Raw genomic sequence first — 26,751 nt, 5'->3', positions numbered from 1 at the left:
CGGGCGAAGCGGCAGGTCAGGCCCGGCGGGGGCGCGGGCGGGGCCGGAGCGCCCGGCGGGACGCACAGGGCGCACGCCGGGGCGCTCAGCCACGCTGCGGTACGAGCCGCACTCACTCAGATGATGGATCACGCGTCGGCCGAATGATCCAGTCGGCACTGATCACCTCATGCGGATCGGCCCGCACCCCAGGGGTACGGGCCGATCGCGGCATTCGGTTACGTTCCGTGCCCAATCAGGCCAGGGCGACCAGATCCAGGTAGTCGGCGCCCCACAGGTCCTCGACGCCGTCCGGGAGCAGGATGATGCGCTCCGGCTGGAGCGCGTCCACCGCGCCCTCGTCGTGGGTCACCATCACGACCGCGCCCTTGTACGTGCGCAGCGCGCCGAGGATCTCCTCGCGGCTGGCCGGGTCGAGGTTGTTGGTGGGCTCGTCGAGGAGCAGGACGTTGGCGGAGGAGACGACGAGGGTGGCCAGCGCCAGCCGCGTCTTCTCGCCGCCGGAGAGCACGGCGGCCGGCTTGTCGACGTCGTCGCCGGAGAAGAGGAACGAGCCGAGCGTCTTGCGGACCGCGACGAGGTCGAGGTCGGGGGCGGCGGAGCGCATGTTCTCCAGGACCGTGCGGTCCGGGTCGAGCGTCTCGTGCTCCTGCGCGTAATAGCCGAGCTTGAGGCCGTGGCCGGGCGTGACCTGGCCGGTGTCGGGCTTCTCGGCCCCGGCGAGCAGCCGCAGCAGCGTGGTCTTGCCCGCGCCGTTGAGGCCGAGGATGACCACCCGCGAGCCCTTGTCGATGGCCAGGTCCACGTCGGTGAAGATCTCCAGCGATCCGTACGACTTGGACAGGCCCTCGGCGGTGAGCGGGGTCTTGCCGCACGGTGCGGGGTCGGGGAAGCGCAGCTTGGCGACCTTGTCGGAGGCGCGCACGTCCTCCAGCCCGGCGAGCAGCCGCTCGGCCCGCTTGGCCATGTTCTGCGCGGCGACGGTCTTCGTCGCCTTGGCGCGCATCTTGTCGGCCTGCGAATTGAGGGCGGACGCCTTCTTCTCGGCGTTCTGCCGCTCGCGCTTGCGGCGCTTCTCGTCGGCCTCGCGCTGCTGCTGGTACAGCTTCCAGCCCATGTTGTAGATGTCGATCTGGGACCGGTTGGCGTCGAGGTAGAAGACCTTGTTGACGACGGTCTCGACCAGTTCGACGTCGTGGGAGATGACGATGAAGCCGCCGCGGTAGGTCTTGAGGTAGTCGCGCAGCCAGACGATGGAGTCGGCGTCGAGGTGGTTGGTCGGCTCGTCGAGGAGCAGGGTGTCGGCGTCCGAGAAGAGGATGCGGGCGAGCTCGACGCGGCGGCGCTGGCCGCCGGAGAGGGTGTGCAGCGGCTGGCCGAGCACCCGGTCGGGCAGTCCGAGGCTGGCGGCGATGGTCGCGGCCTCCGCCTCGGCCGCGTACCCGCCCTTGGTGAGGAACTCCGTCTCCAGGCGCTCGTACTTCTTCATGGCCTTCTCACGCGTGGCGCCCTGCCCGTTGGCCATGCGGTCCTCGTTCTCCCGCATCTTGCGGAGCACCGAGTCCAGGCCGCGGGCCGAGAGGATGCGGTCGCGGGCGAAGACGTCGAGGTCGCCGGTGCGCGGGTCCTGCGGCAGATAGCCGACCTCGCCGGAGCGGGTGATGGACCCGGCGGCGGGCTGGCCCTCGCCCGCCAGGCACTTGGTGAGCGTGGTCTTGCCCGCTCCGTTGCGGCCGACGAGGCCGATGCGGTCGCCCTTGGCGATACGGAAGGAAGCGGACTCGATGAGAATGCGTGCGCCGGCACGCAGCTCGACGCCGGAGGCGGTGATCACGGTATTGCTCCTGGGCAGGATGGACGGCGGGCGGGACGGTCGAGGTCTGTCTGACGCCGTCTAATGCACAAGGAGGAAAGCCATACGGACCATTCTAACGGTGGCTCGCAACTTGGATTCCGCGGCGGCCGGGACGGCCCGCGGGGCTTCGGCGCGTACCGCCCCGGCGGGTGCCCGCCGCGCCGGGGCCGGGGCTCAGACCCCGCCGGTGTGCACCTGGAACGCCGCCCGGCGCACCGCCTTGGCGAGCGCCGGGTCCGGGTGCGCGGCGGCCAGCGCGACCAGTACCTGCACGGTGCGCGGGTGGCCGACGGCCCGTACCTCCTCCAGGAGCGCCGGCACGGTGCCCTGGACGGCCGAGTCGAGATGGCGGACCAGCAGCCGGCTCTCGCCGTGGTCGGCGACGGCCGCGGCGGTGTCGACCCACAGCCAGGTGGCTTCCTCGCGGGTCAGCACGGACAGCGTGCTCTCCGGATCGCCGCCCTCCTGCTCGGCCAGCCACAGCAGGGCGTACGGGCGCAGGACGGGCTCTCCGGAGGCGCCGCGGACGGCGGGCTCGGCGGGTGCGCCGACCGCGCGCAGCGCCTCGAAGGCGAGGCCGCGCAGCAGGGCGTCGTCGCCGCGGGCGGCGTCGAGGAGCTCGGTGACGGCGCTGCCCACGGGGCGGGCGGCGAGCCAGGCGCGGTATTCGGCGCGGGCCGGGCCGGGGGTGAGGTCGGCGCAGCCGCGCAACATGTCCTCGGCGGACAGTTCGATGTTGCCCGCGGGGCTCTGGGCGGCGACGCAGATCTGTTCCAGCTTGACCCACACCGCCCAGTTGCCGAGCGGTGTCAGGGCCGCGATGCGGGTGTCGGCGTGGGCGGCCCCCGGCGGACCGGCCGTGTCGGTGGCGTCCGCCGGGGTGCCCTCGCGCACGACGAGCGCGCCGACGGAGGCGAGGGCCGCGAGGGCCCAGTCGAGCAGCGGGGGCAGCGGGTCGTCAGACGTCTCCGGCACAGCCGGGCCCGCGGGCTCGGCGAGGCGGGTGCCGGCGGTGGCGGTGACGGCGCTCTCGGGGTGCTCGGGGGCGGCCGGCGCGTCGGGGCCGGTCCGCGTGGCGGCCGGGGACCGCTGTCCGTACGGCACTTCGCACCGCTCGGCGCGGATCTCGGCGACGCGCTGCTGGAGCAGGTCGAGCAGCATCGCGGCGGAGAGCGCGCCGGCCGACAGGTGCATGACGGACAGGAGCTGCGGCACGGCCTCGACGACTTCGGCGGCTATGGCCGGGTCGGCGTCGGGGCGGGCCGGGTGGGCGAGCGACCAGGCGTCGAAGAGGGCGACCCAGCCGCGCAGTACGGCGCTGTCGTCGCGGTCCCACGCCTGGAGCCGCCAGCCGGGGCGGGCGGCGGCGCCGTGGATCTCGATGAGGCCCGTGAGGCGGGCCCGGTCCCAGTCGGCGCGTACCCGGGGCGCGGGGAGCAGCAGGGCGGCGGCAGCCCGCTCGACCGCCTCGTCGGAGAGCGCCGCGATGCCGCCGGACCGGGGCTCGGCGCCTTGGCCGCGCTCCTCGGCCATCCAGCGGGCGACCTTGACGGCGCCGGTGAGCCCGACTCGCGCGTGCCGGGCCAGCTCGGCCGGTGGCGGCATGCCCGCTGGTGGGCGGGGCGCCGGGCGGGAGCCGCGGTTCGCCACGGCCCGGCGGGCTGCGGCGATCGGCGCTTGAGGGACAAGTCGGAGCCGGGAGTCGCGCGGAGTACGGGACGTCACAGGAGCAGTCTTGCCGTTGACGCTCCGAAAACCCAATCGGAATGCCCGACGGGGATCTTCGCCGCGGTGCGCGGCGGTGTCCGAGGCGCTACATGAGCGGTGTCATGAAGCGCCGCAGGGCTTCTTCGTAGCCCTGCGGATCAGCGTTCCACATCGCGGCGTGCGGCGCGCGCGGAACGGTGTGAAGCGTGATCAGGTCGGGTCGCGCGGCGGCCAGTTCGCGGGAGCTCCGCCAGGGGGCGACGGTGTCGTCCGGCCCGTGCACGATCAGGGTGGGCACGGCGAGGCCGGCGGCCGCGGCGGCTTCCGCGCGCTCGCCGGTGAGCAGGCCGGTGCGGCCCTGTGCGGCCCGTACGGCCAGCGGCAGCAGCGCCGAGGGGGTGTGGCGGGCGGCGGCCGTGGCGCGCAGTGTGGCCTGCCAGTCGAGGACCGGGGAGTCCAGGACGATGCCGCTGACGCGGTGGCGCAGCGCGGATGAGGTGGCGGCGCGCAGCGCCATGGTGGCGCCGGTGGAGAAGCCGTGCAGGATGACGCCGCGCGCCCCGTAGCGCACGGCGTAGCGGATCGCGGCGTCCAGGTCGCGCCATTCGGTGTCGCCGAGGCGGCCGATGCCGTCGGGTTGGCGGGGCGCGCCGGGGTCGCCGCGGTAGGCGAGGTCCAGCACGGGCAGCTGCTGCCCGTGCAGGAACGGCATGACCACCATGGGGTGTTCGCGGGTGGTGCCGAGGCCGTGCGTGGTGATGACCCAGATGTCCCGGGCGCCGGGCACGAACCAGGCGGGCAGGGTGCCGAGTTCGCCGGGCACGTCGACGTCGGCGTGGTCGAGGCCGAGCGCGTCGCGCGGGTTGCCCACATACGCCTGGGGGGTGAGCCGCATGCGCAGGCCGGGTTCGAGCCTGCCGTGGGTGACGCGTTCGAGGCGGCGGACGACGCAGGCGGCGGGGGACGGGGCGCCTTCGACGACGGGCCCGACGACGGCGTGGCAGCCGGGGCCGGTGAGTCCGTACGTGCCGGGGCGGAGCGAGGCGAGGGTGCGGCTCAGGGTGATCTGGCCGGCCGCGATGGCGTGCACGGTGAGTTGCGGGTCGCCCGGCAAGGGGCGGCCCGGTGCGGGTTTGAGGGCAGCATCGCTGGCGTACCGTCCGGCCGCCACTGCGGCGGCCCCGGCACCGAGCACGGTGGTGACGGCCGCGGCCGCCGCTGTACGCAGGCGCATCCTCCTCAGTGTGGGTGCGTGCGGGTGGCACGGCCAGTGGGCGGGCGCGGCCGGGTGAAGGGGCGCGGCGCGGCGGGCTCCGGGGCGGGCCGGTTCAGGCCGGGCGGTACGGGCGTGGGCGGGCCTGCCGCGGGCGCGGGGCGGTACGACCGGTGGGCGCGGCTCGGGCGCGTGCGGCGCGGGGCGGTGCGACCGGTGGGCACGGCTCGGGCGCGTACGGCGCGGGCGGTGCGTCCTGCGGGCACGGCTCGGGCGCGTACGGCGCGGGGCGCTCCGGCTCAGTCGCGCTGTCCGTAGCCGCGGAGCTTCTCGGTCACCTGCTGGAGCTGTTCGCCGGTCAGCAGGGTGGGGGTGCGGCCGGGCTGGGCGGCGGCGGTGAGCCAGACCCGGCACATCCAGTCGAGCTGGGCGGTGCGGTCGTACGCCTGGCCGAGGGTGTCGCCGTAGGTGACGGTGCCGTGGTTCTGGAGGAGGCAGCCGGTGCGGCCGTCGAGGGCGCGGAGCATGTTCTCGGCCAACTCCCGGGTGCCGTAGAGGGCGTAGGGGGCCACGCGGACGGGACCGCCGAGCGCGGCGGCCATGTAGTGGATCAGGGGCAGCTCGGGGACGAGCGTGGAGACGGCCGTGGCGTGTTCGGCGTGGGTGTGGACGACGGCCTGGGCGGGGGTCTCGCGGTAGATCGCGAGGTGCATGGGGAGTTCGCTGGTGGGGATCAGCTCGCCGAGCACCTGGCGGCCGTCGAGGTCGACGGCGACGGCGTCGTCAACACCGAGCCTGTCGTAGGGGACCCCGCTGGGGGTGACGAGGATCAGGTCGCCGGCGCGGGCGGAGACATTGCCCGAGGTGCCGACGACGAGCCCGTCGGCGACCGTCCGGCGGGCCGTGGCGACCACGTCGGCCCAGGTCCGTTCCACCGCGGTGCGGTCCGTCATGAGCCTTCGCCTCCACTGGATTCCGTGCGCTTGCGTCCGCTTCCGTCGCGTTCCGTCGCGCGATCGTACGGGGGCCGGGCGGGCCGCGGGCGAGTCGCGGACCGGGGCCGCGGCGGGGGCGGCCGGAGGGGGCCGAACAGGCGGCGTCGAGGGGGCGCGGCGGCGGGCGGCGCTCCAGCGCGGACCCGGAGCCTCCGGAATCCGCTATAGAGGGCCTGATAAGCGACTTACTGTGATTGGCTGGTGATCGACGGTGTTGGTCATGACATCCACGAACCTTGCCGCGATGTGTCATGCGCTCCGCCTCCCGGGCGGAAACACGGACCATGACAACCATCCGCGGCGGCGGGGCAGGCTGATCGCCGCCTCCGCCTCGGCCGCCGCGCTCGCTCTCGGAGCCGCCGTCCTCGCCGAGAGCTCCCCGGCGGCGGCCTGGGCCAAGCCGCGCGGCCACGATGTGTCCTCGCACCAGAAGAACGTGCACTGGCCGACGGTCCGCGCCGACGGCGCGAGCTTCGTCTATGTGAAGGCCACCGAGGCCACGAACTACCGCAATCCGTACTTCACGCAGCAGTACAACGGCTCGCGGAAGGCCGGGCTGCTGCGCGGCGCGTACCACTTCGGGGTGCCCAGCCGCTCCTCGGGCCGCGCGCAGGCCGCGTACTTCCTGCGGCACGGCGGCGCGTGGCGGGCGGACGGCTGGACCCTGCCGCCCGCGCTGGACATCGAGGGGAATCCGTACGGCGGGAAGAAGTGCTACGGGCTGAACCGGACGGAGATGGTGCGCTGGATCTCGTCCTTCAGCGGCGAGGTGCTGCGGCGTACGAGCCGCCGTCCGGTGATCTACACGACGGCCCGCTGGTGGAACAGCTGCACGGGCGGCAGCGCGGCCTTCGCGGCGAACCATCCGCTGTGGCTGGCGAACTGGCACGACTCGCCGGGGCCGATGCCCACCGGCTGGTCGTTCGCGACCTTCTGGCAGCACGCGAACCGCGGACTCCTGCCGGGCGACCAGGACGTGTTCAACGGCACGATGAAGGGGCTGCGGCAGCTCGCCTCCGGGTGAACGTCCGGCCGCCGCCCAACCCCCGCACCGCCGCGGCGCGGCTTCCGGGACGCCGGGCGCCGCGCCACTCCGGTTGGCGTCACCACCACGCCCGTTCCAGTTCATCTTCCGTTCATCAAGGCTCTTTAGGTTCGCCGCGTAACTGCTCACCAAACTGATTGCCTGGGTGAATGGAACACATCACGCTTCTCATCGGGATCGTGATCGTCACGGCCTTGGTGTTCGACTTTACGAACGGCTTCCACGACACGGCCAACGCCATGGCCACCACCATCTCCACCGGCGCCCTGGGCCCCCGCACCGCGGTGGGGATGTCGGCGGCCCTGAACCTCGTCGGCGCGTTCCTCTCCGTCGAGGTGGCCAAGACCATCTCCGGCGGGATCATCGACGAGGGCGCGGGCATCAGACCCGAGGTGATCTTCGCCGGCCTGGTCGGCGCGATCGTCTGGAACCTCCTGACCTGGCTGGCCGGGCTCCCCTCCAGCTCCTCGCACGCCCTCTTCGGCGGTCTGATCGGCGCGACCCTGGTCTCCGTCGGCACCAGCGGGGTCAACGGCGACGCCGTCATCATGAAGGTCGTCATCCCGGCGGTGGCCGCCCCCTTCGTCGCCGGCCTCGCCTCGCTGCTCGCCACCCGCCTGACCTACCGCGTCGCCCGCAACCGCGACGAACGGGACACCGCCAAGGGCTACCGCGCGGGCCAGATCGCCTCCGCCGCCCTGGTCTCCCTCGCCCACGGCACCAACGACGCGCAGAAGACCATGGGCGTGATCACCCTCGCGCTGGTCACCGGCGGCGTCGTCGCCCCGCACGCCGACCCGCCGCTGTGGGTCATCGTCTCGGCCGGTCTCGCCATCGCCCTCGGCACCTACCTGGGCGGCTGGCGCATCATCCGCACCATGGGCAAGGGCATCACCGACATCCAGCCGCCGCAGGGCTTCGCCGCCCAGACCGGCGCGGCCGCCGTGATCCTCTCCTCCTCCCACCTCGGCTTCGCGCTCTCCACCACCCAGGTCTGCTCCGGTGCGGTGATGGGCTCCGGCCTCGGCCGCAAGGGCGGCGTCGTCCGCTGGTCGACGGCCGGCCGTATGGTCATCGCCTGGTGCCTGACGCTCCCGGCCGCGGCCCTCGTCTCCGGCGGCGCGGCGTTCCTCGCCGACCAGGGCGACTGGGGCATCACCGCGGTCGCCGTCCTCGCCCTCGCCGTCTGCGGCGCGATCTGGGCGGCCGCGCGCCGCAAGCCGGTGGACCACACCAATGTGAACGCGCCGGAGCCCGCCGCCGCGGACGCCCCGGCCGCCGAGCCGGCCGGCGTGGTCACCGCCGCGCTCCAGAGCGTCGCCCCGCCGCCCGCCGGGCAGCTCACCGCGGCGGACGTGCCGACCGCCCGGCCCCACGACCTCGCCCCCGCCACCGCGGGCACCAGCTAAGGAACCAGGACCCACGCCATGAACATCGACTGGGCAGCCCTCGGGCAGGTCTTCGGCGTCAGCCTCGTGGTGACGGTCGGCATGGTGGGCGTGTTCACGCTCGGCATCGTCGGCACGTCCCGCAAGCCGCGGGAACAGGGGGACGGCACGGCCGCCGCGACCGGCGGCCCCGGCGCCCTCGCCCGCTCGGGCGCGTACGCCTGCTTCGCCCTGTGCGCGGCGGTCGTCGCGTACGGCATCTACCTCATCGTCGCCTGAGCGGGGCGGCGGCAGCGCCTTCGGGCCCGCCGGGCGGCGGAGCGTTTCAGCGACGCCGCCCGGCGGGCCCTTCCGCGCTTCCCGCTGTGTGCCTCCGCACACTCCCTCGTCGCAGGTCAAGCGTGAGTTGACGGCCGTTCCCGGCCCATGGTGGACTTCCGGAGCCAAACGGCGACAGCAGAGGAAGCCGGTGCGAATCCGGCGCGGTCCCGCCACTGTTACCGGGGAGCGCTCCCCCATCACTCACAGGCCACGGCTCGCCGACACCGAGCTGGAAGGCCGGGGAAAGCGCGGATCCGGGAGCCAGGAGACTCTGGTCGCCGGTCACGTCGAGCCAGGGCGCGGACCCTGAGTGAGGACACTACGGATGCGTGCCGGTCACGCCCCTTTCGCGTACGGCGCCGCGCTCGGCTTCCTCGGCGACCTCCTCGCGGGCGACCCCCGCCGCGGCCACCCGGTGGCCGCCTTCGGACGCGCCGCCGCCGCGGCCGAACGCCTCCTGTGGCGCGACCACCGCGGCCCCGGCGCGCTGCACACCGCGCTGTGCGCGGGCGGCGCCGCCGCGGGCGCCGCGCTGCTGGCCCGTACCGTACGCACCGCGCCCGCGCCCCGCGCCGCCGAGGCCGCGCTGACCGCCGCCGCCACCTGGGCCGTGCTCGGCGGCGCCTCGCTGGGCCGGGAGGCGCGGGCGGTCGGCGGCGCGCTGGCCGCCGGGGACCTCGCGGCGGCCCGGGAGCGGCTGCCGCACCTGTGCGGGCGCGACCCCCGGGAGCTGGACGAGCGGCAGATCGCGCGCGCCGTGGTGGAGTCGGTCGCCGAGAACACCTCCGACGCGGTGGTCGGCGCGCTGGTGTGGGGGGCCGTCGGCGGGGTGCCGGGGCTGGTCGGCTTCCGCGCTGTCAACACCCTGGACGCGATGGTCGGCCACAAGTCGCCGCGCTACCGCCGGTTCGGCTGGGCCGCCGCCCGCCTCGACGACGTCGCCGGCTGGCCGGGGGCGCGGCTGACCGCCGTGCTCGCCGCCGTCGCCGGGCCCGATCCGCGCGGCGCGTGGCGCGTGGCCCGCCGCGACGCGGCCAAGCACCCGAGCCCCAACGCCGGCCCGGTCGAGGCCGCCTTCGCGGGCGCGCTCGGCGTCCGCCTCGGCGGCACGCTCGCCTACCAGGGCCGGGTCGAACACCGGCCCGTACTCGGAGCGGAGCTGCGCCCGGTCGGCGTCGAGGACATCGAACGGGCCGTACGGCTCTCGCGCCGGGTCTCCCTGCTGGCGCTGGCCGTCGCGGTCGCGGGCCGGGCGGCCGTCGCGACGGCGACGGCGACGGCGGGACGCGCCCCGCGGACGCGTACGGACGGACGGACGGGCGCCGTGTCCCGTACCCGCGAGGCGGCCGGGCGCCGGGCGCCGGGCAGACTTCCGAGGGCCGCCCGGGTCCGCGGGGCCGGGGCGCGCGCGTACGCCCCGGAGGGGGACCTCCCACAGGCGGGCTTCCCAGCAGCGAGGAGAGACCGGTGAGAGCCGACATGCACGGAGCGGGCGGCAGGCTGGGCGGGGGGCTGCTCGTCGCCGGGACCACCTCGGACGCGGGCAAGAGCGTGGTGACGGCCGGGATCTGCCGGTGGCTGGTCCGCAAGGGCGTCAAGGTCGCCCCGTTCAAGGCCCAGAATATGTCGCTGAACTCCTTCGTGACCCGCGAGGGCGCGGAGATCGGGCGGGCCCAGGCGATGCAGGCCGCGGCGGCGCGTGTGGAGCCGAGCGCGCTGATGAACCCGGTGCTCCTCAAGCCCGGCAGCGACCGCAGCAGCCAGGTCGTGCTGATGGGCAAGCCGGTGGGCGAACTCAGCGCGCAGGGCTACTTCGGCGACGGCGAAGAGGCCCGGTACACCGGGCGGGAGCAGCTGCTCGGCACCGTCACGGAGTGCCTGGAGGAGCTGCGCCGCACGCACGACGCGGTGATCTGCGAGGGCGCGGGCAGCCCCGCCGAGATCAATCTGCGCCGCACGGACATCGTCAACATGGGCATCGCGCGGGCCGCGCGGCTGCCGGTGATCGTGGTCGGCGACATCGACCGCGGCGGCGTCTTCGCGTCGTTCTTCGGCACGACGGCGCTGCTCTCCGAGGCGGACCAGCGGTTCATCGCCGGGTATCTGGTCAACAAGTTCCGCGGCGACGTGACGCTGCTCGAACCGGGCCTGGACATGCTGCGGGACCTCACCGGGCGGCCGACGGTGGGCGTCCTGCCGTACGCGCACGGGCTCGGCATCGACGAGGAGGACGGGCTGCGGGTCTCGATGCGCGGCGCGGTGCGCGAGAGCGTCGTCGCGCCGCCGCACGGCGCCGACGTGCTGCGCGTCGCGGTGGCCGCGGTGCCGCTGATGTCGAACTTCACGGACGTGGACGCGCTGGCCGCCGAGCCGGGCGTCGTCGTGCGGTTCGTGGACCGGGCGGAGGAGCTGGTCGACGCCGATCTGGTGGTCCTGCCGGGCACGCGCGGCACGGTACGGGCGCTGGCCTGGCTGCGCGAGCGCGGGCTGGCCGACGCCATCGTGCGCCGGGCCCGGGAGGGGCGGCCGGTGCTGGGCGTCTGCGGCGGGTTCCAGATGCTGGGCGAGCGCATCGAGGACGACGTGGAGTCGAAGGCCGGGACGGTGGCGGGGCTGGGCCTGCTGCCGGTACGGGTCCGGTTCGCCCCCGGCAAGACCCTGGCCAGGCCCGCCGGCACGGCGCTGGGCGAGCACGTGGAGGGGTACGAGATCCACCACGGGGTCGCCGAAGTGGCGGGCGGGGACGAGGAGTTCCTGGACGGCTGCCGGGTGGGGGCCGTGTGGGGCACGCACTGGCACGGGTCGCTGGAGAGCGACGGCTTCCGGCGGGCGTTCCTGCGGCGGGTCGCGGACGCCGCGGGCCGGGCGTTCGTGCCGGCCCCGGACACGAGCTTCGGGGCGCTGCGGGAGGAGCAGCTGGACCGGCTGGGCGACCTGATCGAGGAGCACGCGGACACGGACGCGCTGCTGCGGCTGATCGAGGACGGCGTGCCGGAGGGGCTGCCGTTCATTCCGCCGGGGGCGCCGTGACGGGCGCCGGCTCCGTGTGCGCGGAGCCCACCACGCAGCCGCCCCCGGCCCGGGGCCGCCGTCCCGGGCGCTCTGAACACCTCGGATACCTCGGACATCAACGAGCCAATCGCCACAGGCCACTCGAAGGAGTGATCACCGGATGAGCACCACCTATCCGTTCACCGCGGTCGTCGGGATGGAGGACATGCGGCTGGGCCTGCTGCTCAACGCCATCTCGCCCGCCATCGGCGGTGTGCTCGTACGGGGCGACAAGGGCACCGCGAAGACCACGACCGTGCGCGGCCTCACGGCGCTGCTGCCCGGCGTCGCGGTCGTACCCGGCTGCCGCTTCTCCTGCGACCCCGCCGCCCCGGACCCCCAGTGCCCCGACGGGCCGCACGAGAGCGGCGCGGGGGGCACGGGCGGCGGGGCCGACTCGCGCGGCGCGAAGATGGTCGAACTGCCCGTAGGGGCCTCCGAGGACCGGCTCGTCGGCGCGCTCGACATCGAGCGGGCGCTGTCCGAGGGCGTGAAGGCGTTCGAGCCGGGCCTGCTGGCGGCGGCGCACCGGGGCGTGCTGTACGTCGACGAGGTCAACCTGCTGGGCGACCACCTGGTCGACGCGCTGCTGGACGCCGCCGCCACGGGCGCCTCCTACGTCGAACGCGAGGGCGTCTCCGTACGGCACGCGTCCCGTTTCCTCCTCGTCGGCACGATGAACCCCGAAGAGGGCGAGCTGCGCCCGCAGCTGCTGGACCGGTTCGGCCTGACGGTGGAGGTCGCGGCCTCGCGGGACACGGACGAGCGGGTCGAGGTGGTGCGCCGCCGCCTCGCGTACGACGAGGACCCGGCGGCCTTCTCCGCGAAGTGGGCGGCCGAGGAGAACGCGCTGCGGGAGCGGATCGCGGCGGCGCGTGCGCTGCTGCCGTCCGTACTGCTCGGGGACGGCGCGCTGCGGCGGATCGCCGCGGTGTGCGCGGGGTTCGAGGTGGACGGCATGCGCGCGGACATCGTGACCGCGCGGACCGCGACGGCGCTGGCCGCGTGGGCGGGCCGCTCGAACGTGGTGACCGAGGACGTGCGGCAGGCCGCGCTGCTCGCGCTGCCGCACCGGCGGCGGCGGGCCCCCTTCGACGCGCCCGGTCTGGACGAGGAGAAGCTCGACGAGATCCTGCGGCAGTTCGAAGAGGACAACCCCGAGCCGGAGCCGGACCCGGAGCCCGAGCCGGAGGGCCCGGACGATGAGGGTCCGGGCGGGAGCGGCCCGGAGGACGACGGCCCCGGCGGCGGATCGCCGCAGGACGGGGACGGGCCCGACAGCCCGGAACTGCCCACGCAGCGCGAGGAGTCCGGCGCGGGGCAGCAAGACGCGCCCCAGCGGCAGGAGAGCGCCCCGCAGGAGCCCCGCGGGGACCACGGTCCCGACGCGGACGCGGACGCCGGTGACGGCGAAGGGGCCCCGACCGTGGGGGCCGTGGCCGCGGCCGAGCCCTTCAAGACCCGCAGGCTGGATGTGCCGGGGCTCGGTGAGGGCGCGGACGGGCGGCGCTCGCGGGCCCGCACCGCGCACGGGCGTACGACCGGTGCGCGCCGCCCTCAAGGCGCCCTGTCCAAGCTCCACCTGGCGGCCACCGTCCAGGCCGCCGCCCCCCATCAGCGGGTGCGCGGACGGTCCGGGCCGGGCCTTCTCGTGCGCCGGGACGATCTGCGGGAGGCGGTGCGCGAGGGGCGCGAGGGCAACCTCGTGCTGTTCGTCGTGGACGCCTCCGGGTCGATGGCGGCCCGGAAGCGGATGAGCGCCGTCAAGGGCGCGGTGCTGTCGCTGCTGCTCGACGCCTACCAGCGCCGGGACAAGATCGGCATGGTCACCTTCCGGGGGTCGAAGGCGGCGGTCGCGCTGCCGCCGACGTCCTCGGTGGAGGCGGGCGCGGCGCGCCTGGAGCAGCTGCCGACCGGGGGCCGGACGCCGCTGGCGGCCGGTCTGCTGACCGCGCACGAGGTGCTGCGCATCGAGCGGATGCGGGACCCCTCGCGCCGCCCGCTGCTGGTCGTGGTGACCGACGGCCGGGCGACGGGCGGGCCCGAGCCGGTCGTGCGGGCGACCCGCGCGGCGCGGCTGCTGGCCGGCGGGGGCACGGCGTCGGTGGTCGTGGACTGCGAGGCCGGGCCGGTGCGGCTGGGGCTGGCGGGGCAGCTCGCGCGCGAGCTGCGGGGCCCGGCGGTGACGCTCGACGAACTGCGCGCGGACAGCGTCTCCGCGCTCGTCCGGACCGTACAGAACACACGGAAGGCCGCGTAATGCCCAAGGGACAGCCGTCAGTCGTGCCCGAGGACGGGCTCACCACACGCCAGCGCCGCAACCGGCCGCTGGTCTTCGTGCACACCGGCATCGGCAAGGGGAAGTCGACGGCGGCGTTCGGACTCGCGCTGCGGGCCTGGAATCAGGGCTGGCCGGTGGGGGTCTTCCAGTTCGTGAAGTCGGCGAAGTGGAAGGTCGGCGAGGAGCGCGCGCTGCGGGTGCTCGGCGACAGCGGCGAGGGCGGGACCGTCGCCTGGCACAAGATGGGCGAGGGCTGGTCCTGGGTGCAGCGCGACATGACGTCCAGCGAGGAGGCCGCGCGCGAGGGCTGGGAGCAGGTCAAGCGGGACCTGGCGGCCGAGACGTACAAGCTGTACGTGCTCGACGAGTTCGCCTACCCGATGCACTGGGGGTGGGTGGACGTGAACGAGGTCGTGTCGGTGCTGCGCGACCGGCCCGGCACCCAGCACGTCGTCATCACCGGCCGCAACGCGCCCCAGGAACTGATCGACTTCGCCGACCTGGTCACCGACATGTCGAAGGTCAAGCACCCGATGGACACCGGTCAGAAGGGCCAGCGGGGCATCGAGTGGTGAGCGTTCCCCGCACCGTCCCCCGCCTGGTCATCGCCGCTCCGGCGTCCGGGAGCGGCAAGACGACCGTCGCGACGGGGCTGATGGCGGCCTTCGCGGCGGCCGGGCTCGCGGTGTCCCCGCACAAGGTCGGCCCGGACTACATCGACCCCGGCTACCACGCGCTCGCCACGGGGCGGCCGGGGCGCAACCTGGACGCGTACCTGTGCGGCCCGGAGCGGGTGGCCCCGCTCTTCCTGCACGGCGCCCGCGGCTGCGACCTCGCGGTGGTCGAGGGCGTGATGGGCCTCTTCGACGGGGCCAGCGGCCAGGGCGAACTGGCGTCGACCGCGCATGTCGCGAAGCTGCTGCGGGCGCCGGTCGTGCTCGTCGTCGACGCGTCGTCGCAGTCCCGGTCGGTGGCGGCGCTGGTGCACGGCTTCGCCTCGTGGGACCCGGAGGTGCGGCTCGCGGGCGTCATCCTCAACAAGGTCGGCACGGACCGCCACGAGCACCTCCTGCGCGAGGCGCTCGACGGGGCGGGTGTGCCGGTGCTGGGCGCGCTGCGGCGCGTACGGACGGCGAGCACGCCCAGCCGCCACCTCGGCCTGATACCGGCCGCCGAGCGGCACGCGGAGGCGCTGGAGGCGGTGGCCGCGCAGGCGGCGCAGGTCCGCGAGGGCTGTGACATGGAGGCGCTGCTGGCCTTGGCGCGCAGCGCTCCGCCGCTGACGGAGACGGCGTGGGACCCGGCAGAGGCAGGGGCGCAGGCGGAGGCTAAGGCGGAGGCGGGCGGGCCGGTGGCCGCGGACCGCTCCGGGACCACCCCGGCCGGCAGGCCGGTGGTGGCCGTGGCGGGCGGCGCCGCGTTCTCGTTCTCGTACGCCGAGCACGCCGAACTGCTCACCGCCGCCGGCGCCGAGGTCGTGCCCTTCGACCCGCTGCGGGACGAGGAGCTGCCGCCGGGCACGGGCGGGCTGGTCATCGGCGGCGGCTTCCCCGAGATGTACGCGCCCGAGCTGTCGGCGAACGAGCGGCTGCGCAAGGCCGTGGCGGAGCTGGCCGCGTCCGGTGCGCCGATCGCCGCCGAGTGCGCGGGGCTGCTGTACCTGGGGCGCTCGCTGGACGAGAAGCCGATGTGCGGGGTGCTGCCCGCCGCCGCGCGGATGTCGGAGCGGCTGACGCTCGGGTACCGCGAGGCGGTGGCGGTGGCGGACAATCCGCTGGCGGCCGCCGGGTGGCGGGTGCGCGGGCACGAGTTCCACCGCACGGTGATCGAGCCGGGCGCGGGCGCGGCCCCGGCGTGGGGGCTGACCCACCCGGAGCGGCGCGTCGAGGGCTTCGTACAGGGCTCGGTGCACGCCTCGTACCTGCATGTGCACTGGGCGGGCGCGCCGGGGACGGCGGGGCGGTTCGTGTCGGGCGTGTCCGGGCCGCGCCGGTGACCGTACGAGCGGCCGTACGTGCCCGGGCGGCCGCCTGCCGTTCAGGAGGCGACGCCGACGACCAGCCAGATGAAGCCCACCCCGGCCGCCGTGCAGGCCAGCGTGGACAGGGCCGGGTGGTCGTGGTGGGCCTCGGGGAGGATGTCCGAGGTGGCGAGGTAGAGCAGCACGCCGCCGAAGAAGCCGAGGTAGATTCCGAGCAGTTGCTCCGGAAGGGTGAACAGGAGCGTCGAGGCCGCGCCGACGAGGGGGGCCACCGCGTCCGCGCAGAGCATCAGGACGGCCTTGCGCCGCGCGTTCCCGTACAGGCTGGTGATCGTGTACGTGTTGAACCCGTCGGCGAAGTCGTGGGCGATCACGGCGAGCGCCACGGCCGCCGCGACCCCGCCGCCGACCTGGAAGGCCGCGCCGATGGCGACGCCGTCCATGACGCTGTGCACGACCATCGCGGTGGCGGCGGTCAGGCCGACCTGCGGTACGCGTTCGTCGGGGTCCAGCCCGTGGGCCGCTTTGCGGACGGCGAGCAGCCGTTCCACGGCGTGGGCGGCGAGGAAGCCGAGCACGAAGCAGAGCAGCGCGGCCGGGACGCCGAAGACCTCGCTCCCGGCCGCCTCCAGCGCCTCCGGGAGCAGGTCGAGGCCGACGACGCCGAGCATCAGGCCGCCCGCGAGCCCGAGTATCAGGTGTCGCCGGTCGGTGACGCGCTGGGCGGTCCAGCCGCCGAGCAGCGTCATCAGGAACGCCCCCAAGGCTATGACCACCGGCACGGGTCCACCTCTCTCTCGGCTCCGCCGCCTGCTGTCCGCTGATCCCTGCTTACTGACCCCGGCCCTTCCCCGCATGTCCGGCGGGCGCGATTCCATCCCCCTCCCGCGCCTTCGGGCGTCTTCAGCCACCTCTTCAGCCATCGTCCGCCCCCTTCCGCCCTACGCCAGGAGCCCGCTATGACGTCCGCCCCCGCCGGCCGCGCGCCCTCGGTCTTCGTCGGGCTCGGCGCGTCCCGAGGAGCCACGGTGGAGGAGGTGCTCGGACTGATCGGCGCGGTCCTGGCCGAGGCGGGGATCGGCCCCGAGGAGGTCGCCGCGCTGGCGACGGCCGAGGCGAAGGCGGCCGAGGCCGGGCTGACGGCCGCCGCCGCCCGCCTCGGAGTGGAGCTGCGCGGGTACGGGGCCGGGGCGCTGGCCCGCGTCGAGGTGCCGCATCCGTCCGGCGCGGCGCTGGCGGCCGTGGGAACGCCGAGCGTGGCCGAGGCGGCGGCCCTCCTCGCGGCAGGAGCGGGCGGCGAACTCGTGGTGGGCAAGCGGAAGTCCGCACCGCCGACCGGGCCCGCGCGGGTGACCTGCGCCGTCGCGCGCGGCGCGGGCGGCGAGCGGAACGGACCTGCCTGCGCGGGGACGCCCGCCCGAAAGTAACGTCTGAGGGCGGCCGTACGCCCGTACACCCTGCCCCCTCAGCACGGAGGAGATCGAGTGACCACCCCGCCAGCGCTTCTCACCCCCGGCCATGGCGCCCCCGACGAAGGAGAGGCCGAGGCGGTCCGGGAGCTCGTACGGGCGCTGAGCGGCCGGGCGCCCGGACAGGGACATGACACAGGCTCTGAGCCGCCGACGGCGCTGGAGCGGCGGCTGGACGCGGCGCCGGGCGAGATGGCGCGTACGCCCCCGGACCGGGCGGCGGCATCGGGACCGGACCGGTGTGTGCGGCTGGGGGCGCGGCGGATCGCCGTACGCGCTCTTCTCGGAGCGCTGCCGGACCAGGTGCGGCGGAGGCGGACGAAGGCGCGGTCGGCGGCCCATCCCGAAGTGGAGGCGGCCCCGGCGGAGGCGATCGGCCCGGCGGAGGAGCTGAACGGGCAGGTCATGGGGTGTGACAGGGAGACAGGACGGTACGAGGAGGCGGTGGGCGGCCATGCGTAGACCGGCGACGGGGATGGACGGCGCGGTGGCGCCGGTCCACGATCTGAGGCATCACGGGGACGCCGAAGTGCGGGGCGGCGGAGCGGAGTTGACCGACCTCGCCGTGAACGTACGGTCCGGGACCCCGCCGGTCTGGCTCAAGGAGCGGATCGCCGCCTCCCTGGACGGTCTCGCGGCCTACCCGGACGGGCGCGCGGCACGGCAGGCGGTGGCGGTGCGGCACGGGCTGCGGGATGAGCGGGTGCTGTTGACGGCGGGCGCGGCGGAGGCGTTCGTCCTCATCGCGCGCGCCCTGCCGGCCCGGCGGCCGGTCGTCGTGCACCCGCAGTTCACGGAGCCGGAAGCCGCGCTGCGCGACGCGGGCCACGACGTGGAGCGGGTGCTGCTCGACGAGCGCGACGGGTTCCGCCTCGCGCCGGACGCGGTGCCGGCCGACGCCGACCTGGTCGTCATCGGCAACCCCACCAACCCCACGTCCGTACTGCACCCGGCGGGCGACATCGCCCGGCTCGCCCGGCCCGGCCGGACCCTGGTGGTGGACGAGGCGTTCATGGACGCGGTGCCGGGCGAGAGCGAGTCCCTGGCGGCGCGCACGGACCTGCCCGGCCTGGTCGTGCTGCGCAGCCTCACCAAAACCTGGGGCCTGGCGGGGCTGCGCATCGGCTACGCGCTGGCCGCGCCCGGCACCGTATCCGCGCTGGCGGGCGCCCAGCCGCTGTGGCCGGTGTCGACCCCGGCGCTGGCGGCGGCCGAGGCGTGCAGCGCTCCCGCGGCCCTCGCGGAGGCCGGCCACGCCGCGCACCGCATCGCCTCGGACCGGGCCCATCTGGCAACGCGGCTGGCGGAGTTCGAGGAGGTGCGGGTGTACGGACCGGCGGCGGGCCCGTTCCTGCTGATCCGCCTGCCGGACGCCGGGCGCGTCCGTTCCCGCCTCCGCGACCTGGGGTTCGCCGCCCGCCGCGGCGACACCTTCCCGGGTCTCGGCCCGGACCACCTCCGCCTGGCCGTCCGCGACCGCGCGACCACGGACCGCTTCGCGGTGGCGCTGTCCAAGGCGTTGGAGGAGGGGTGAGGGGCCGCGGCTGACGCCCGTCCCCCGGACGGCTCGGATCAGCCGTTGTACGGGGCCGCCACGTCCAGGACTCAGGTCACGCCGAAGCGGTCGGTGAGCATGCCGTACAGCGGCGCCCACGGCGACGACGCCAGGGGCTGCACCACCGTCGAGCCCTGAGCCAGCTTTGGAGCTTGCCGGCGGCACCCTCGTGGCCAGGGGCTATGGCCTCTCTGGCGGCTTGATATCCACCATTCCACGGGTAGCGGACAGGTGGTGTCCGGTACTGGGGCGGCTGGAGCCGGTGATGTCCGCCGCGCGTCGGAACGCGGACCGGGCCGCGGCGGAGAAGCCACGACCCGGTCCCCTCGGTGCCGGAGGGGCGGAGGGGTCGCGGGCTCAGCCCCTCGCGCCCTCCGGCACCTCAGCCCCCTCGGGCCCTTTCGATCCCTCAGCCGCGCCCTCGCGCGGCGGCGGACCGGCGGCGGACGGCGATGAGGGTGCCGGCGCCCGCCGCGACCAGCAGGGCGGCGCCGCCTGCCAGATACGGGGTGAGGGAGTTGCCGCCGGTCTCGGCGAGGTTCGCGGGGGCGTGGCCCGAGCCCGTCTGCGGCTTGGGCGCCGGGCCTCCGGTGGCGCTGGGGGCGGGCGCGGAGGGGCTCGGAGCGGTGGTGGCCCTGGGCGTCTCGCAGGTGGCCCGGGCGAGGGTGACTCTGCCCTTCACGTCCGCCACGTTGAGCTTCAGCGGGTTGACGGCGACCTTGAGTTCGAGGGCGGTCGCCGCCGCGGTGCGCGAGGTGGTCGCGGTCTTCGACAGATCGAGCCGGACCTCGCCGACGCCCGGCACGTCGACCCTGGTCGTACCGGCCGCCGAGAGGGTGACCTTCCGGCCGAGCACGGACACGTCGCCGAGCACGTTCGACGAGGCGGCCGGCTTGCGGCCCGCCTCGCACACGGCCTTGGAGGTGACCTGCTGAACCTCGATGAGGGAGAGCAGCGGCAGGCCCGGTACGTGCACTTTGGCGCGCGCCAGGTTGGCGTACCCCCGCGCGGCGTGGCGGTCGGCCGTGGCGCGCGCCGTGGCCGCGTCGGCGCGCAGCACGTTGACGGGGTGGCCCCCTGCGACGCCGTCCAGGGTGACGTTGAGCGCCGTCTCGGTGGCCTCGGCGGGTGCGTGGACCTCGTTCAGGGAGGTGGTGAGCGGTACCTCGGTCGCCTTGTCGAGCAGCGAGACGTCGAGCCCCGCCCGGAGGACGACCGCGCTGGCCTTGCCGTCGCCGGTGGCGGTGCGGGTGGTGGCGTTCGCCGGCGCGGCGCCGGAGAGGACGGCGGGCCCGGCGGCGAGCGCGGTGGCCACGGCGATCGACGCGAGCCGGCGTGCGGGCAGGCCGAAGGAGGAGTTGGTGGTGCTGGGCATGTGTGTGGAACCCCCACATGAGGCATGGAGCCGTCGGCGCGGCCAATGGGGGACATCGCGCGCCGACGGCATCGACCCCGTCATGTTTGACGCACCGAGGGTGAACGGACAGCTACCTGCCGTCAGTTCATTCCAAAGGGTGGTTTCCGCATCTGGATTCGATTCCCCCGGCGCTCCTTCCTCGTCCCGTGCTCGCACCTCTCCGGACCCTCGCCTCACACGCCGCCACCAGGGCCGCCCCACCCCCGCCCAGTCCACGATGCGGAACCGCTTGTTCGATATACGCGGGTCATCGCTAAAGTGCCGTTCTGTGTCACATGAGCAGACGGACCAGCGCCCCGAGACCCCGACAGCAGCCGCCCCCGAGGGCGACTCCCCCGCCACCGACCGGGCCGCGCGCCTCGCGGTAACGGTCTTCCCCCTGCTCGTCGTGGCGGCCGGAGTACTGGGGCTCGCCCTCCCCTCGCCCTTCACGGGCTGGGCGCCGGCGGTCCCGTACCTGCTCGGCATCGTGATGTTCTCGATGGGGCTCACGCTGACGCTGCCGGACTTCACGGCCGTCGCCAAGCGCCCGTGGGCGGTCGCGATCGGGCTGGTGGCGCACTACGTGATCATGCCGGGGCTGGGCTGGCTGATCGCCACCGTGCTCGATCTGCCGCCGCAGCTCGCCGCCGGAGTGATCCTGGTCGGCTGCGCGCCGAGCGGTACGGCCTCCAACGTCGTGACCTATCTGGCGCGCGGCGACGTGGCCCTGTCGGTGTCGGTCGCGACGGTCTCGACGCTCGTCGCGCCGCTCGTCACGCCGCCGCTGACGCTGCTGCTCGCGGACCAGTTCCTGCACGTCGACGCGGGGGCTATGGTCACCGACATCCTCAAGACGGTGCTGGTGCCGGTCCTGCTGGGCGTGCTGGTGCGGCTGGTGGCGAGTCGCTACATCGACAAGGTGTTGCGGGTGCTGCCGTGGATCTCGGCGGTCACCATCGCGGTCATCGTGCTGACGGTGGTGTCCGGCAGCGCGAAGCTCATCATGGACGCGGCGGCGCTCGTCTTCGTCGCCGTCATCCTCCACAACGGGCTGGGCCTCGCCCTCGGCTACGCCTCCGGCAAACTGGCCCGGCTCGGCAGGCCGGGCAGCAAGGCGATGGCCTTCGAAGTCGGCATGCAGAACTCCGGTCTCGCCGCCTCGCTGGCCACCGCCCACTTCAGCCCGGCCGCCGCGCTGCCGGCGGCGGTCTTCTCCGTCTGGCACAACATCTCGGGCGCGCTGGTCGCGGCCTGGATGGCCCGCTCGGCCCGTCGCGCGGAGTAGATCCCGCCGTTGGGCCCGCCGCGCGGACCGGCCCCGCGACAGGCCACCGCGCGGCAGCGGCCCTCCCCGCCCGCGGGCCCTTCGGCGTCCGCGCCCCTCAGCGAATCACCCGTCCCCGCAGCACCACGCGGTCCGGCGCCCCCAGCACCCGTACGTCCGCACGCGGATCCGTCCCGTAGACGACCAGGTCGGCCGGGGCGCCCTCCTCCAGCCCCGGGCGGCCGAGCCACCGGCGGGCGCCCCAGGCCGTGGCGTGCAGCGCGTCGGCGGCCGGGATGCCGGCCTTGACCAGCTCGGCGACCTCCTGGCCGACCAGCCCGTGGGCCAGCGCGCCGCCCGCGTCCGTACCGACGTAGACCGGCACACCCGCGTCGAACGCCGCGCGCACCGTCTCGTAACGCCGCTCGTGCAGCCGCCGCATATGGGCGGCCCAGCGCGGGAACTTCCGCTCGCCGCCCTCCGCGAGCTTGGGGAAGAGCGCGATGTTGACGAGCGTGGGCACGATCGCGACCCCGCGCTCCGCGAACAGCGGGATCGTCTCCTCCGTCAGTCCGGTGGCGTGCTCGACGCAGTCGATGCCCGCCTCGACCAGCGGGGCCAGCGTCTCCTCCGCGAAGCAGTGCGCGGTGACCCGGGCGCCGAGCCGGTGCGCCTCCGCGATGGCGGCCTCGACCTCGCCGCGCGGCCAGCAGGCCGACAGGTCACCGGTCTCCCGGTCGATCCAGTCGCCGACGAGCTTGACCCAGCCGTCACCGTTGCGCGCCTCCCGCGCCACATAGGCCACGAGGTCTTCCGGCTCGATCTCGTGCGCGTAGTTGCGGATGTAGCGGCGGGTACGGGCGATGTGCCGGCCCGCGCGGATGACGCGCGGCAGGTCGTCCCGGTCGTCGATCCAGCGGGTGTCCGACGGCGAACCGGCGTCGCGCAGCAGCAGCGCGCCCGCGTCGCGGTCGGTCATCGCCTGCTTCTCGCTGGTCGACGCGGACACCGGGCCGTGCTCGTCGAGGCCGACGTGGCAGTGGGCGTCGACCAGGCCGGGCAGCGTCCAGCCCTCGACGGCGGTGGTCTCCCGCGCGCCGCGCGGCCGTTCGTATGTGATGCGCCCGTCGACCACCCACAGTTCGTCGCGTACGTCCTCCGCGCCGACCAGCACCCGCCCCTTGATGTGCAACACCGCGCTATCGCTCATGGACGGCACTGTACGAGCCCTATCGCGCGTATGCGCGGTGCGCCCGCGAGCGGAACGCGAGGGTGCGCGGCGCCTTTCCCGCAAGCCTTCCCCATGTTCCTTCCCGACTCCTTCCGGGCCCCTTCCCGCGATCGGCACCCCAATACCTATTGATGAATTATTTATTCCATCCCTAGAATCCTATTAAGCGCAGCTTCCCGGATTCTTCTGCCCGCTTTCCTTGACCTTAAACACCAAGATTCCGCTAACGCCGGATGGCGTAATTCCAGGGAATCTCAAGACCGTTACGCAGATGTGACACACTCCACAGCACGTCCGTATTGCCCGGAAAATACCGGACAAACCGCCACATCTCAATCAGCAGCCGCGCGCTCGCGGGCCCCCGCGCGTTAACATAAATGCGCATCCGACGTAACCCCTACCCGCGATGCAATTTCGAATTTAGCTCGGTAAATTCAATCCGCATGACCGCCGCACAAGCAGACCTTGCACGTGCCCGCTGCGAATTTCTCGAAATGCCGGAGGGGCTGAAGCTCGACACTCCATGTCTGGAGGACGGAGCCGCGATCTGGCGTATCGCCCGCGACTCCGAGGTGCTGGACCTCAACTCCTCGTACAGCTATCTCCTGTGGTGCCGCGACTTCGCCGCCACCTCGGCGGTGGCGCGGTCCGCGGGCGGCGAACCGGTCGGCTTCGTCACCGGTTACATACGCCCCGAGCGCCCGCGCACCCTGGTCGTCTGGCAGATCGCCGTCGACGGTGCGTACCGCGGCCGGGGGCTCGCCGCCGCAATGCTGGACGGGCTGGTGGAGCGGACCTCGCGGGAACCGGGCGTGGACGAGGTCGAGACCACGATCACGGACGACAACGCCCCTTCCAACCGGCTGTTCACCTCGTTCACCGAGCGGCACGGCGCCCGTATGGAGCGCGAAGTCCTCTTCGGCGCCGAGCTGTTCCCGGACGCCGGTCACGAGCCCGAGGTGCTGCGCCGCATCGGCCCGATCGTGGTCTGAGGCGGCCCCGCGCCCCCGCGGTCCGAGTCAGGACCGCGCCTCTCCGGTACACCCCCCATCGCTTCTCACTCACCCCCCTCGCGATTCGTCTCCCAGGAGAACGCTGTGACCATCACCCCGCCCGCCCTGAGCGTCTTCGAGACCCTGGAGTCGGAGGTGCGCAGCTACTGCCGCAGCTGGCCCGCCGTCTTCGACCGTGCCCAGGGCAGCTACATGTACGACGAGGACGGCCACACCTACCTCGACTTCTTCTCCGGCGCCGGGGCCCTCAACTACGGCCACAACAACCCGGTGCTCAAACGCGCGCTGATCGACTACATCGCGCGGGACGGCGTCACGCACGGCCTGGACATGGGCACCACCGCCAAGCGCGCGTTCCTGGAGTCCTTCCAGAACATGATCCTGCGCCCGCGGGACCTGCCGTACAAGGTCATGTTCCCCGGCCCGACGGGCACCAACGCCGTGGAGGCCGCGCTCAAGCTGGCCCGCAAGGTCAAGGGCCGCGAGTCGATCGTCTCGTTCACCAACGCCTTCCACGGCATGTCGCTGGGCTCGCTCGCCGTCACCGGCAACGCCTTCAAGCGGGCCGGCGCGGGCATCCCGCTGGTGCACGGCACGCCGATGCCGTTCGACAACTACTTCGAGGGCCGCGTCCCCGACTTCCTGTGGTTCGAGCGGCTGCTGGAGGACCAGGGCTCCGGCCTGAACACCCCCGCCGCCGTCATCGTCGAGACGGTGCAGGGCGAGGGCGGCGTCAACGTCGCCCGCCCCGAGTGGCTGCGCGCCCTCTCCGACCTGTGCAAGCGCCGCGACATGCTGCTCATCGTCGACGACATCCAGATGGGCTGCGGCCGCACCGGCGCGTTCTTCTCGTTCGAGGAGGCGGGCATCACCCCGGACATCGTGACGCTGTCGAAGTCCATCGGCGGCTACGGGATGCCGATGTCGCTCACCCTCTTCAAGCCGGAGCTGGACATCTGGGAGCCCGGCGAGCACAACGGCACCTTCCGCGGCAACAACCCGTCCTTCGTCACCGCCGCCGCGGCCCTGGACACCTACTGGGCCGACGGCCAGATGGAGAAGCAGACCCTCGCCCGCGGCGAGCAGGTCGAGCAGGCGCTGCGCGCGATCCGCGAGGAGCACGTGCGGCTCGGCGCCGAGTACCGCGGCCGCGGCCTGGTCTGGGGCCTGGAGTTCACCGACAAGTCGCGCGCCTCGGCGGTGGCCAAGCGCGCCTTCGAACTCGGTCTGCTGATCGAGACGTCCGGCCCGGAGAGCGAGGTCATCAAGCTGCTCCCGGCCCTGACCGTCACCCCCGAAGAGCTGGACGAGGGTCTGCGGACCCTCGCCCGCGCGGTCAACGAGACCGCCTGACCGCAGTACACGCGAGGGGCGCGGCAGGCGCCCGTCGCGCAGTATGTACCCACGAGAGAAAGGCAGCACCGCACCGTGATCGTCCGATCCTTCAAGGACATCGAGGGCACCGACCGGCACGTCAAGGCGGCGACCGGCACCTGGGAGAGCAAGCGCATCGTGCTCGCCAAGGAGCGGGTGGGCTTCTCCCTGCATGAGACCACCCTCTACGCGGGTACCGAGACATCGATGTGGTACGCCAACCACATCGAGGCCGTGCTGTGCGTGGAAGGCGAGGCCGAGCTCACCAACGACGAGACCGGCGAGAAGCACCTGATCACCCCCGGCACCATGTACCTGCTCAACGGGCACGAGAAGCACACCATGCGCCCGAAGACCGATTTCCGGTGCGTCTGCGTCTTCAACCCGCCGGTCACCGGCCGTGAGGACCACGACGAGAACGGCGTGTACCCGCTGCTCACCGAGCCGGAGTCCGTTCCGGAGACCGTCAGCAGCTGAAGCCCGAGCCCCGCAGGCCCAAGAGAGGAGAGATCATGACCACCGCACCCGAGCGCACCACCGACCTGTACCCGACCCGTGGCACGAGCGAGGTGACCACCCAGCGCCAGGACCCGGTGGTGTGGTCCGACCCTGGGGCCCCGGGCCCGATAGGGCCGGCGGAGCTGCGGGACTACGAGCGGGACGGCTTCCTCTCGGTGGAGCAGCTGATCACCCCGGCCGAGGTCGAGCTCTACCGGGCCGAGCTCGACCGGCTGATCGCCGATCCGGCCGTACGGGCCGACGAGCGCTCGATCGTGGAGCCGAAGTCGCAGAAGGTGCGGTCGGTGTTCGAGGTGCACCGGCTCAGCGCGGTCTTCGCCGGGCTGGTCAGCGATCCACGGGTGGTGGAGCGCGCCCGGCAGATCCTGGGCTCGGACGTGTACGTCCACCAGTCGCGGATCAACGTCAAGCCGGGGTTCGGGGCGAGTGGCTTCTACTGGCACTCGGACTTCGAGACCTGGCACGCCGAGGACGGGCTGGCGAACATGCGGACCGTGTCGGTCTCGATCGCGCTGACCGAGAACTACGACACGAACGGCGGCCTGATGATCATGCCGGGTTCGCACCGGACGTTCCTCGGCTGCTCGGGCGAGACGCCGAAGGACAACTACAAGCAGTCGCTGAAGATGCAGGACGCGGGGACGCCCTCGGACGAGGCGCTGACCGGCTTCGCCGAGCAGCACGGCATCAAGCTCTTCACGGGGCCGGCCGGCTCGGCGACCTGGTTCGACTGCAACTGCATGCACGGGTCGGGCGACAACATCACGCCCTTCGCGCGCAGCAATGTCTTCATCGTCTTCAACAGCATGGAGAACCCGGCGGTGGAGCCCTTCGCGGCGCCGGTCCCCCGCCCGTCGTTCATCGGCGCGCGGGCTCCGTTCACGCCCGTGAGATAGCACGGCCTCGAAGCAGCACGGCCTCGAACTCGAAGCAGCACCCGCGTGGAGTAACGCGCCCGCGCGGTGATCGGCCCCCGCGCCCGTGGGGGGGGCCCCAGCCGGGGGGAGCCCCCGGGGGGGGGGGGGGCTTCTGCCGCCTCCAACCGGAAAGGGGCATCCACCATGGCGCGCCCCCCTCTCCCCCACCAACC

The 26,751-nt window shown here is 73.9% G+C and carries 23 protein-coding genes, 1 pseudogene and 1 riboswitch; of the genes and pseudogenes, 16 read left to right on the top strand and 8 right to left on the bottom strand.

The annotated features are described in order from the left end of the window. Positions 1-235: 235 nt before the first annotated feature. The 4 genes from AC07AB_RS17230 to AC07AB_RS17215 all read right to left on the bottom strand — a co-directional run bounded on the left by AC07AB_RS17230 (position 236) and on the right by AC07AB_RS17215 (position 5,728). A complete protein-coding gene (locus AC07AB_RS17230) occupies positions 236-1,834 on the bottom strand; it encodes an ABC-F family ATP-binding cassette domain-containing protein (RefSeq protein WP_478566942.1) in 1,599 nt (532 codons plus the stop codon). 195 nt (positions 1,835-2,029) lie between these two features. Beyond that, positions 2,030-3,580, bottom strand: coding sequence for a hypothetical protein (locus AC07AB_RS17225; protein ID WP_478566939.1), 1,551 nt, complete (start codon positions 3,578-3,580; stop codon positions 2,030-2,032). An 88-nt stretch (positions 3,581-3,668) separates the two neighbouring features. Continuing rightward, entirely contained in the window at positions 3,669-4,796 is a 1,128-nt protein-coding gene (locus AC07AB_RS17220) for an alpha/beta hydrolase (RefSeq protein ID WP_478566936.1), read from the bottom strand. A gap of 278 nt (positions 4,797-5,074) precedes the next feature. Then, a complete protein-coding gene (locus tag AC07AB_RS17215; protein WP_478566933.1) occupies positions 5,075-5,728 on the bottom strand; it encodes a class II aldolase/adducin family protein in 654 nt (217 codons plus the stop codon). 262 nt (positions 5,729-5,990) lie between these two features. Here AC07AB_RS17215 and AC07AB_RS17210 point away from each other — a divergent pair, with 262 nt between their 5' ends. The 8 genes from AC07AB_RS17210 to AC07AB_RS17175 all read left to right on the top strand — a co-directional run bounded on the left by AC07AB_RS17210 (position 5,991) and on the right by AC07AB_RS17175 (position 15,852). After that, a complete protein-coding gene (locus AC07AB_RS17210) occupies positions 5,991-6,794 on the top strand; it encodes a lysozyme (RefSeq protein ID WP_478566930.1) in 804 nt (267 codons plus the stop codon). 170 nt (positions 6,795-6,964) lie between these two features. Beyond that, on the top strand, positions 6,965-8,224 hold the full coding sequence (locus AC07AB_RS17205; protein WP_478566927.1) for an inorganic phosphate transporter: 1,260 nt from the start codon (positions 6,965-6,967) through the stop codon (positions 8,222-8,224). 18 nt (positions 8,225-8,242) lie between these two features. Then, positions 8,243-8,482 (top strand): hypothetical protein, encoded by a 240-nt coding sequence (locus AC07AB_RS17200; protein WP_478566924.1) that lies wholly within the window; start codon positions 8,243-8,245, stop codon positions 8,480-8,482. Between the two features lie 180 nt (positions 8,483-8,662). Beyond that, positions 8,663-8,796, top strand: a riboswitch (cobalamin riboswitch). A gap of 53 nt (positions 8,797-8,849) precedes the next feature. Beyond that, positions 8,850-9,995, top strand: a complete 1,146-nt coding sequence (locus AC07AB_RS17195; RefSeq protein ID WP_478566921.1) for a cobalamin biosynthesis protein — start codon at positions 8,850-8,852, stop codon at positions 9,993-9,995. Positions 9,996-10,003: 8 nt separating this feature from the next. Further along, entirely contained in the window at positions 10,004-11,554 is a 1,551-nt protein-coding gene (locus tag AC07AB_RS17190; protein WP_478567132.1) for a cobyric acid synthase, read from the top strand. Positions 11,555-11,696: 142 nt separating this feature from the next. After that, a complete protein-coding gene (locus AC07AB_RS17185) occupies positions 11,697-13,835 on the top strand; it encodes a putative cobaltochelatase (RefSeq protein WP_478566919.1) in 2,139 nt (712 codons plus the stop codon). Continuing rightward, positions 13,835-14,431 carry a cob(I)yrinic acid a,c-diamide adenosyltransferase gene (gene cobO / locus AC07AB_RS17180; protein ID WP_478566916.1) on the top strand — a complete coding sequence of 199 codons (597 nt, stop codon included), beginning with the start codon at positions 13,835-13,837 and terminating at the stop codon, positions 14,429-14,431. The genes AC07AB_RS17185 and cobO overlap by 1 nt, the downstream gene beginning before the upstream one ends. Further along, positions 14,425-15,852, top strand: a complete 1,428-nt coding sequence (locus tag AC07AB_RS17175; protein WP_478566914.1) for a cobyrinate a,c-diamide synthase — start codon at positions 14,425-14,427, stop codon at positions 15,850-15,852. Before cobO ends, AC07AB_RS17175 begins: the two co-directional genes overlap by 7 nt. A 41-nt stretch (positions 15,853-15,893) precedes the next feature. Here the strand turns inward: AC07AB_RS17175 and AC07AB_RS17170 are convergent, their stop codons facing one another. Further along, positions 15,894-16,619 (bottom strand): ZIP family metal transporter, encoded by a 726-nt coding sequence (locus AC07AB_RS17170; protein WP_478566911.1) that lies wholly within the window; start codon positions 16,617-16,619, stop codon positions 15,894-15,896. A 177-nt stretch (positions 16,620-16,796) separates the two neighbouring features. Between AC07AB_RS17170 and AC07AB_RS17165 the strand changes: the two genes are divergently transcribed. From AC07AB_RS17165 to cobC, 3 genes are read left to right on the top strand one after another with little or no spacing between them, the layout of a single operon-like run. Further along, positions 16,797-17,264, top strand: coding sequence for a cobalamin biosynthesis protein (locus AC07AB_RS17165; protein ID WP_478566909.1), 468 nt, complete (start codon positions 16,797-16,799; stop codon positions 17,262-17,264). A 57-nt stretch (positions 17,265-17,321) separates the two neighbouring features. Next, positions 17,322-17,768: a hypothetical protein gene (locus tag AC07AB_RS17160; protein WP_478566906.1), complete on the top strand. Its 447-nt coding sequence runs from the start codon at positions 17,322-17,324 to the stop codon at positions 17,766-17,768. After that, entirely contained in the window at positions 17,761-18,840 is a 1,080-nt protein-coding gene (gene cobC / locus AC07AB_RS17155) for an Rv2231c family pyridoxal phosphate-dependent protein CobC (protein WP_478566904.1), read from the top strand. The genes AC07AB_RS17160 and cobC overlap by 8 nt, the downstream gene beginning before the upstream one ends. Positions 18,841-18,911: 71 nt before the next feature. Here cobC and AC07AB_RS17150 read toward each other — a convergent pair. Both AC07AB_RS17150 and AC07AB_RS17145 read right to left on the bottom strand, forming a co-directional pair. Continuing rightward, positions 18,912-19,004: pseudogene (locus AC07AB_RS17150) on the bottom strand (VOC family protein); the annotation flags it as partial. Between the two features lie 266 nt (positions 19,005-19,270). Next, positions 19,271-20,236: an SCO1860 family LAETG-anchored protein gene (locus tag AC07AB_RS17145; RefSeq protein WP_478566901.1), complete on the bottom strand. Its 966-nt coding sequence runs from the start codon at positions 20,234-20,236 to the stop codon at positions 19,271-19,273. A gap of 310 nt (positions 20,237-20,546) precedes the next feature. On the opposite strand from AC07AB_RS17145, the gene AC07AB_RS17140 reads away from it, so the two are divergent. Continuing rightward, positions 20,547-21,545: a bile acid:sodium symporter family protein gene (locus AC07AB_RS17140; protein WP_478566898.1), complete on the top strand. Its 999-nt coding sequence runs from the start codon at positions 20,547-20,549 to the stop codon at positions 21,543-21,545. A gap of 97 nt (positions 21,546-21,642) precedes the next feature. Here AC07AB_RS17140 and AC07AB_RS17135 read toward each other — a convergent pair whose 3' ends face one another. Next, positions 21,643-22,734 carry an amidohydrolase family protein gene (locus AC07AB_RS17135; protein WP_478566895.1) on the bottom strand — a complete coding sequence of 364 codons (1,092 nt, stop codon included), beginning with the start codon at positions 22,732-22,734 and terminating at the stop codon, positions 21,643-21,645. Positions 22,735-23,198: 464 nt separating this feature from the next. Between AC07AB_RS17135 and ectA the strand changes: the two genes are divergently transcribed. The 4 genes from ectA to thpD all read left to right on the top strand — a co-directional run bounded on the left by ectA (position 23,199) and on the right by thpD (position 26,557). Continuing rightward, complete coding sequence (ectA, locus tag AC07AB_RS17130) at positions 23,199-23,747, top strand: diaminobutyrate acetyltransferase (protein ID WP_478566892.1); 549 nt, start codon at positions 23,199-23,201, stop codon at positions 23,745-23,747. Between the two features lie 105 nt (positions 23,748-23,852). Further along, positions 23,853-25,121 carry a diaminobutyrate--2-oxoglutarate transaminase gene (gene ectB, locus AC07AB_RS17125; RefSeq protein WP_478566889.1) on the top strand — a complete coding sequence of 423 codons (1,269 nt, stop codon included), beginning with the start codon at positions 23,853-23,855 and terminating at the stop codon, positions 25,119-25,121. A 75-nt stretch (positions 25,122-25,196) separates the two neighbouring features. After that, positions 25,197-25,619, top strand: a complete 423-nt coding sequence (locus AC07AB_RS17120) for an ectoine synthase (protein ID WP_478566886.1) — start codon at positions 25,197-25,199, stop codon at positions 25,617-25,619. Positions 25,620-25,654: 35 nt separating this feature from the next. Further along, positions 25,655-26,557 carry an ectoine hydroxylase gene (gene thpD / locus AC07AB_RS17115; RefSeq protein ID WP_478566883.1) on the top strand — a complete coding sequence of 301 codons (903 nt, stop codon included), beginning with the start codon at positions 25,655-25,657 and terminating at the stop codon, positions 26,555-26,557. Positions 26,558-26,751: the final 194 nt, after the last annotated feature.

This window comes from Streptomyces sp. NPDC044033, from assembly GCF_056434425.1.
The sequence above is the reverse complement of the archived record's forward strand: the minus strand, read 5'-3'. Positions and strand labels throughout refer to the sequence as shown.

Bases quoted from the DNA above. Each gene is read 5' to 3' on its own strand.
- AC07AB_RS17220 (WP_478566936.1), bottom strand. From the start codon at position 4,796: ATGCGCCTGCGTACAGCGGCGGCCGCGGCCGTCACCACCGTGCTCGGT.
- AC07AB_RS17215 (WP_478566933.1), bottom strand. From the start codon at position 5,728: ATGACGGACCGCACCGCGGTGGAACGGACCTGGGCCGACGTGGTCGCC.
- AC07AB_RS17210 (WP_478566930.1), top strand. From the start codon at position 5,991: ATGACATCCACGAACCTTGCCGCGATGTGTCATGCGCTCCGCCTCCCG.
- AC07AB_RS17205 (WP_478566927.1), top strand. From the start codon at position 6,965: ATGGAACACATCACGCTTCTCATCGGGATCGTGATCGTCACGGCCTTG.
- AC07AB_RS17200 (WP_478566924.1), top strand. From the start codon at position 8,243: ATGAACATCGACTGGGCAGCCCTCGGGCAGGTCTTCGGCGTCAGCCTC.
- AC07AB_RS17195 (WP_478566921.1), top strand. From the start codon at position 8,850: ATGCGTGCCGGTCACGCCCCTTTCGCGTACGGCGCCGCGCTCGGCTTC.
- AC07AB_RS17190 (WP_478567132.1), top strand. From the start codon at position 10,004: ATGCACGGAGCGGGCGGCAGGCTGGGCGGGGGGCTGCTCGTCGCCGGG.
- AC07AB_RS17185 (WP_478566919.1), top strand. From the start codon at position 11,697: ATGAGCACCACCTATCCGTTCACCGCGGTCGTCGGGATGGAGGACATG.
- cobO (WP_478566916.1), top strand. From the start codon at position 13,835: ATGCCCAAGGGACAGCCGTCAGTCGTGCCCGAGGACGGGCTCACCACA.
- AC07AB_RS17165 (WP_478566909.1), top strand. From the start codon at position 16,797: ATGACGTCCGCCCCCGCCGGCCGCGCGCCCTCGGTCTTCGTCGGGCTC.
- cobC (WP_478566904.1), top strand. From the start codon at position 17,761: ATGCGTAGACCGGCGACGGGGATGGACGGCGCGGTGGCGCCGGTCCAC.
- AC07AB_RS17145 (WP_478566901.1), bottom strand. From the start codon at position 20,236: ATGCCCAGCACCACCAACTCCTCCTTCGGCCTGCCCGCACGCCGGCTC.
- AC07AB_RS17135 (WP_478566895.1), bottom strand. From the start codon at position 22,734: ATGAGCGATAGCGCGGTGTTGCACATCAAGGGGCGGGTGCTGGTCGGC.
- ectA (WP_478566892.1), top strand. From the start codon at position 23,199: ATGACCGCCGCACAAGCAGACCTTGCACGTGCCCGCTGCGAATTTCTC.
- thpD (WP_478566883.1), top strand. From the start codon at position 25,655: ATGACCACCGCACCCGAGCGCACCACCGACCTGTACCCGACCCGTGGC.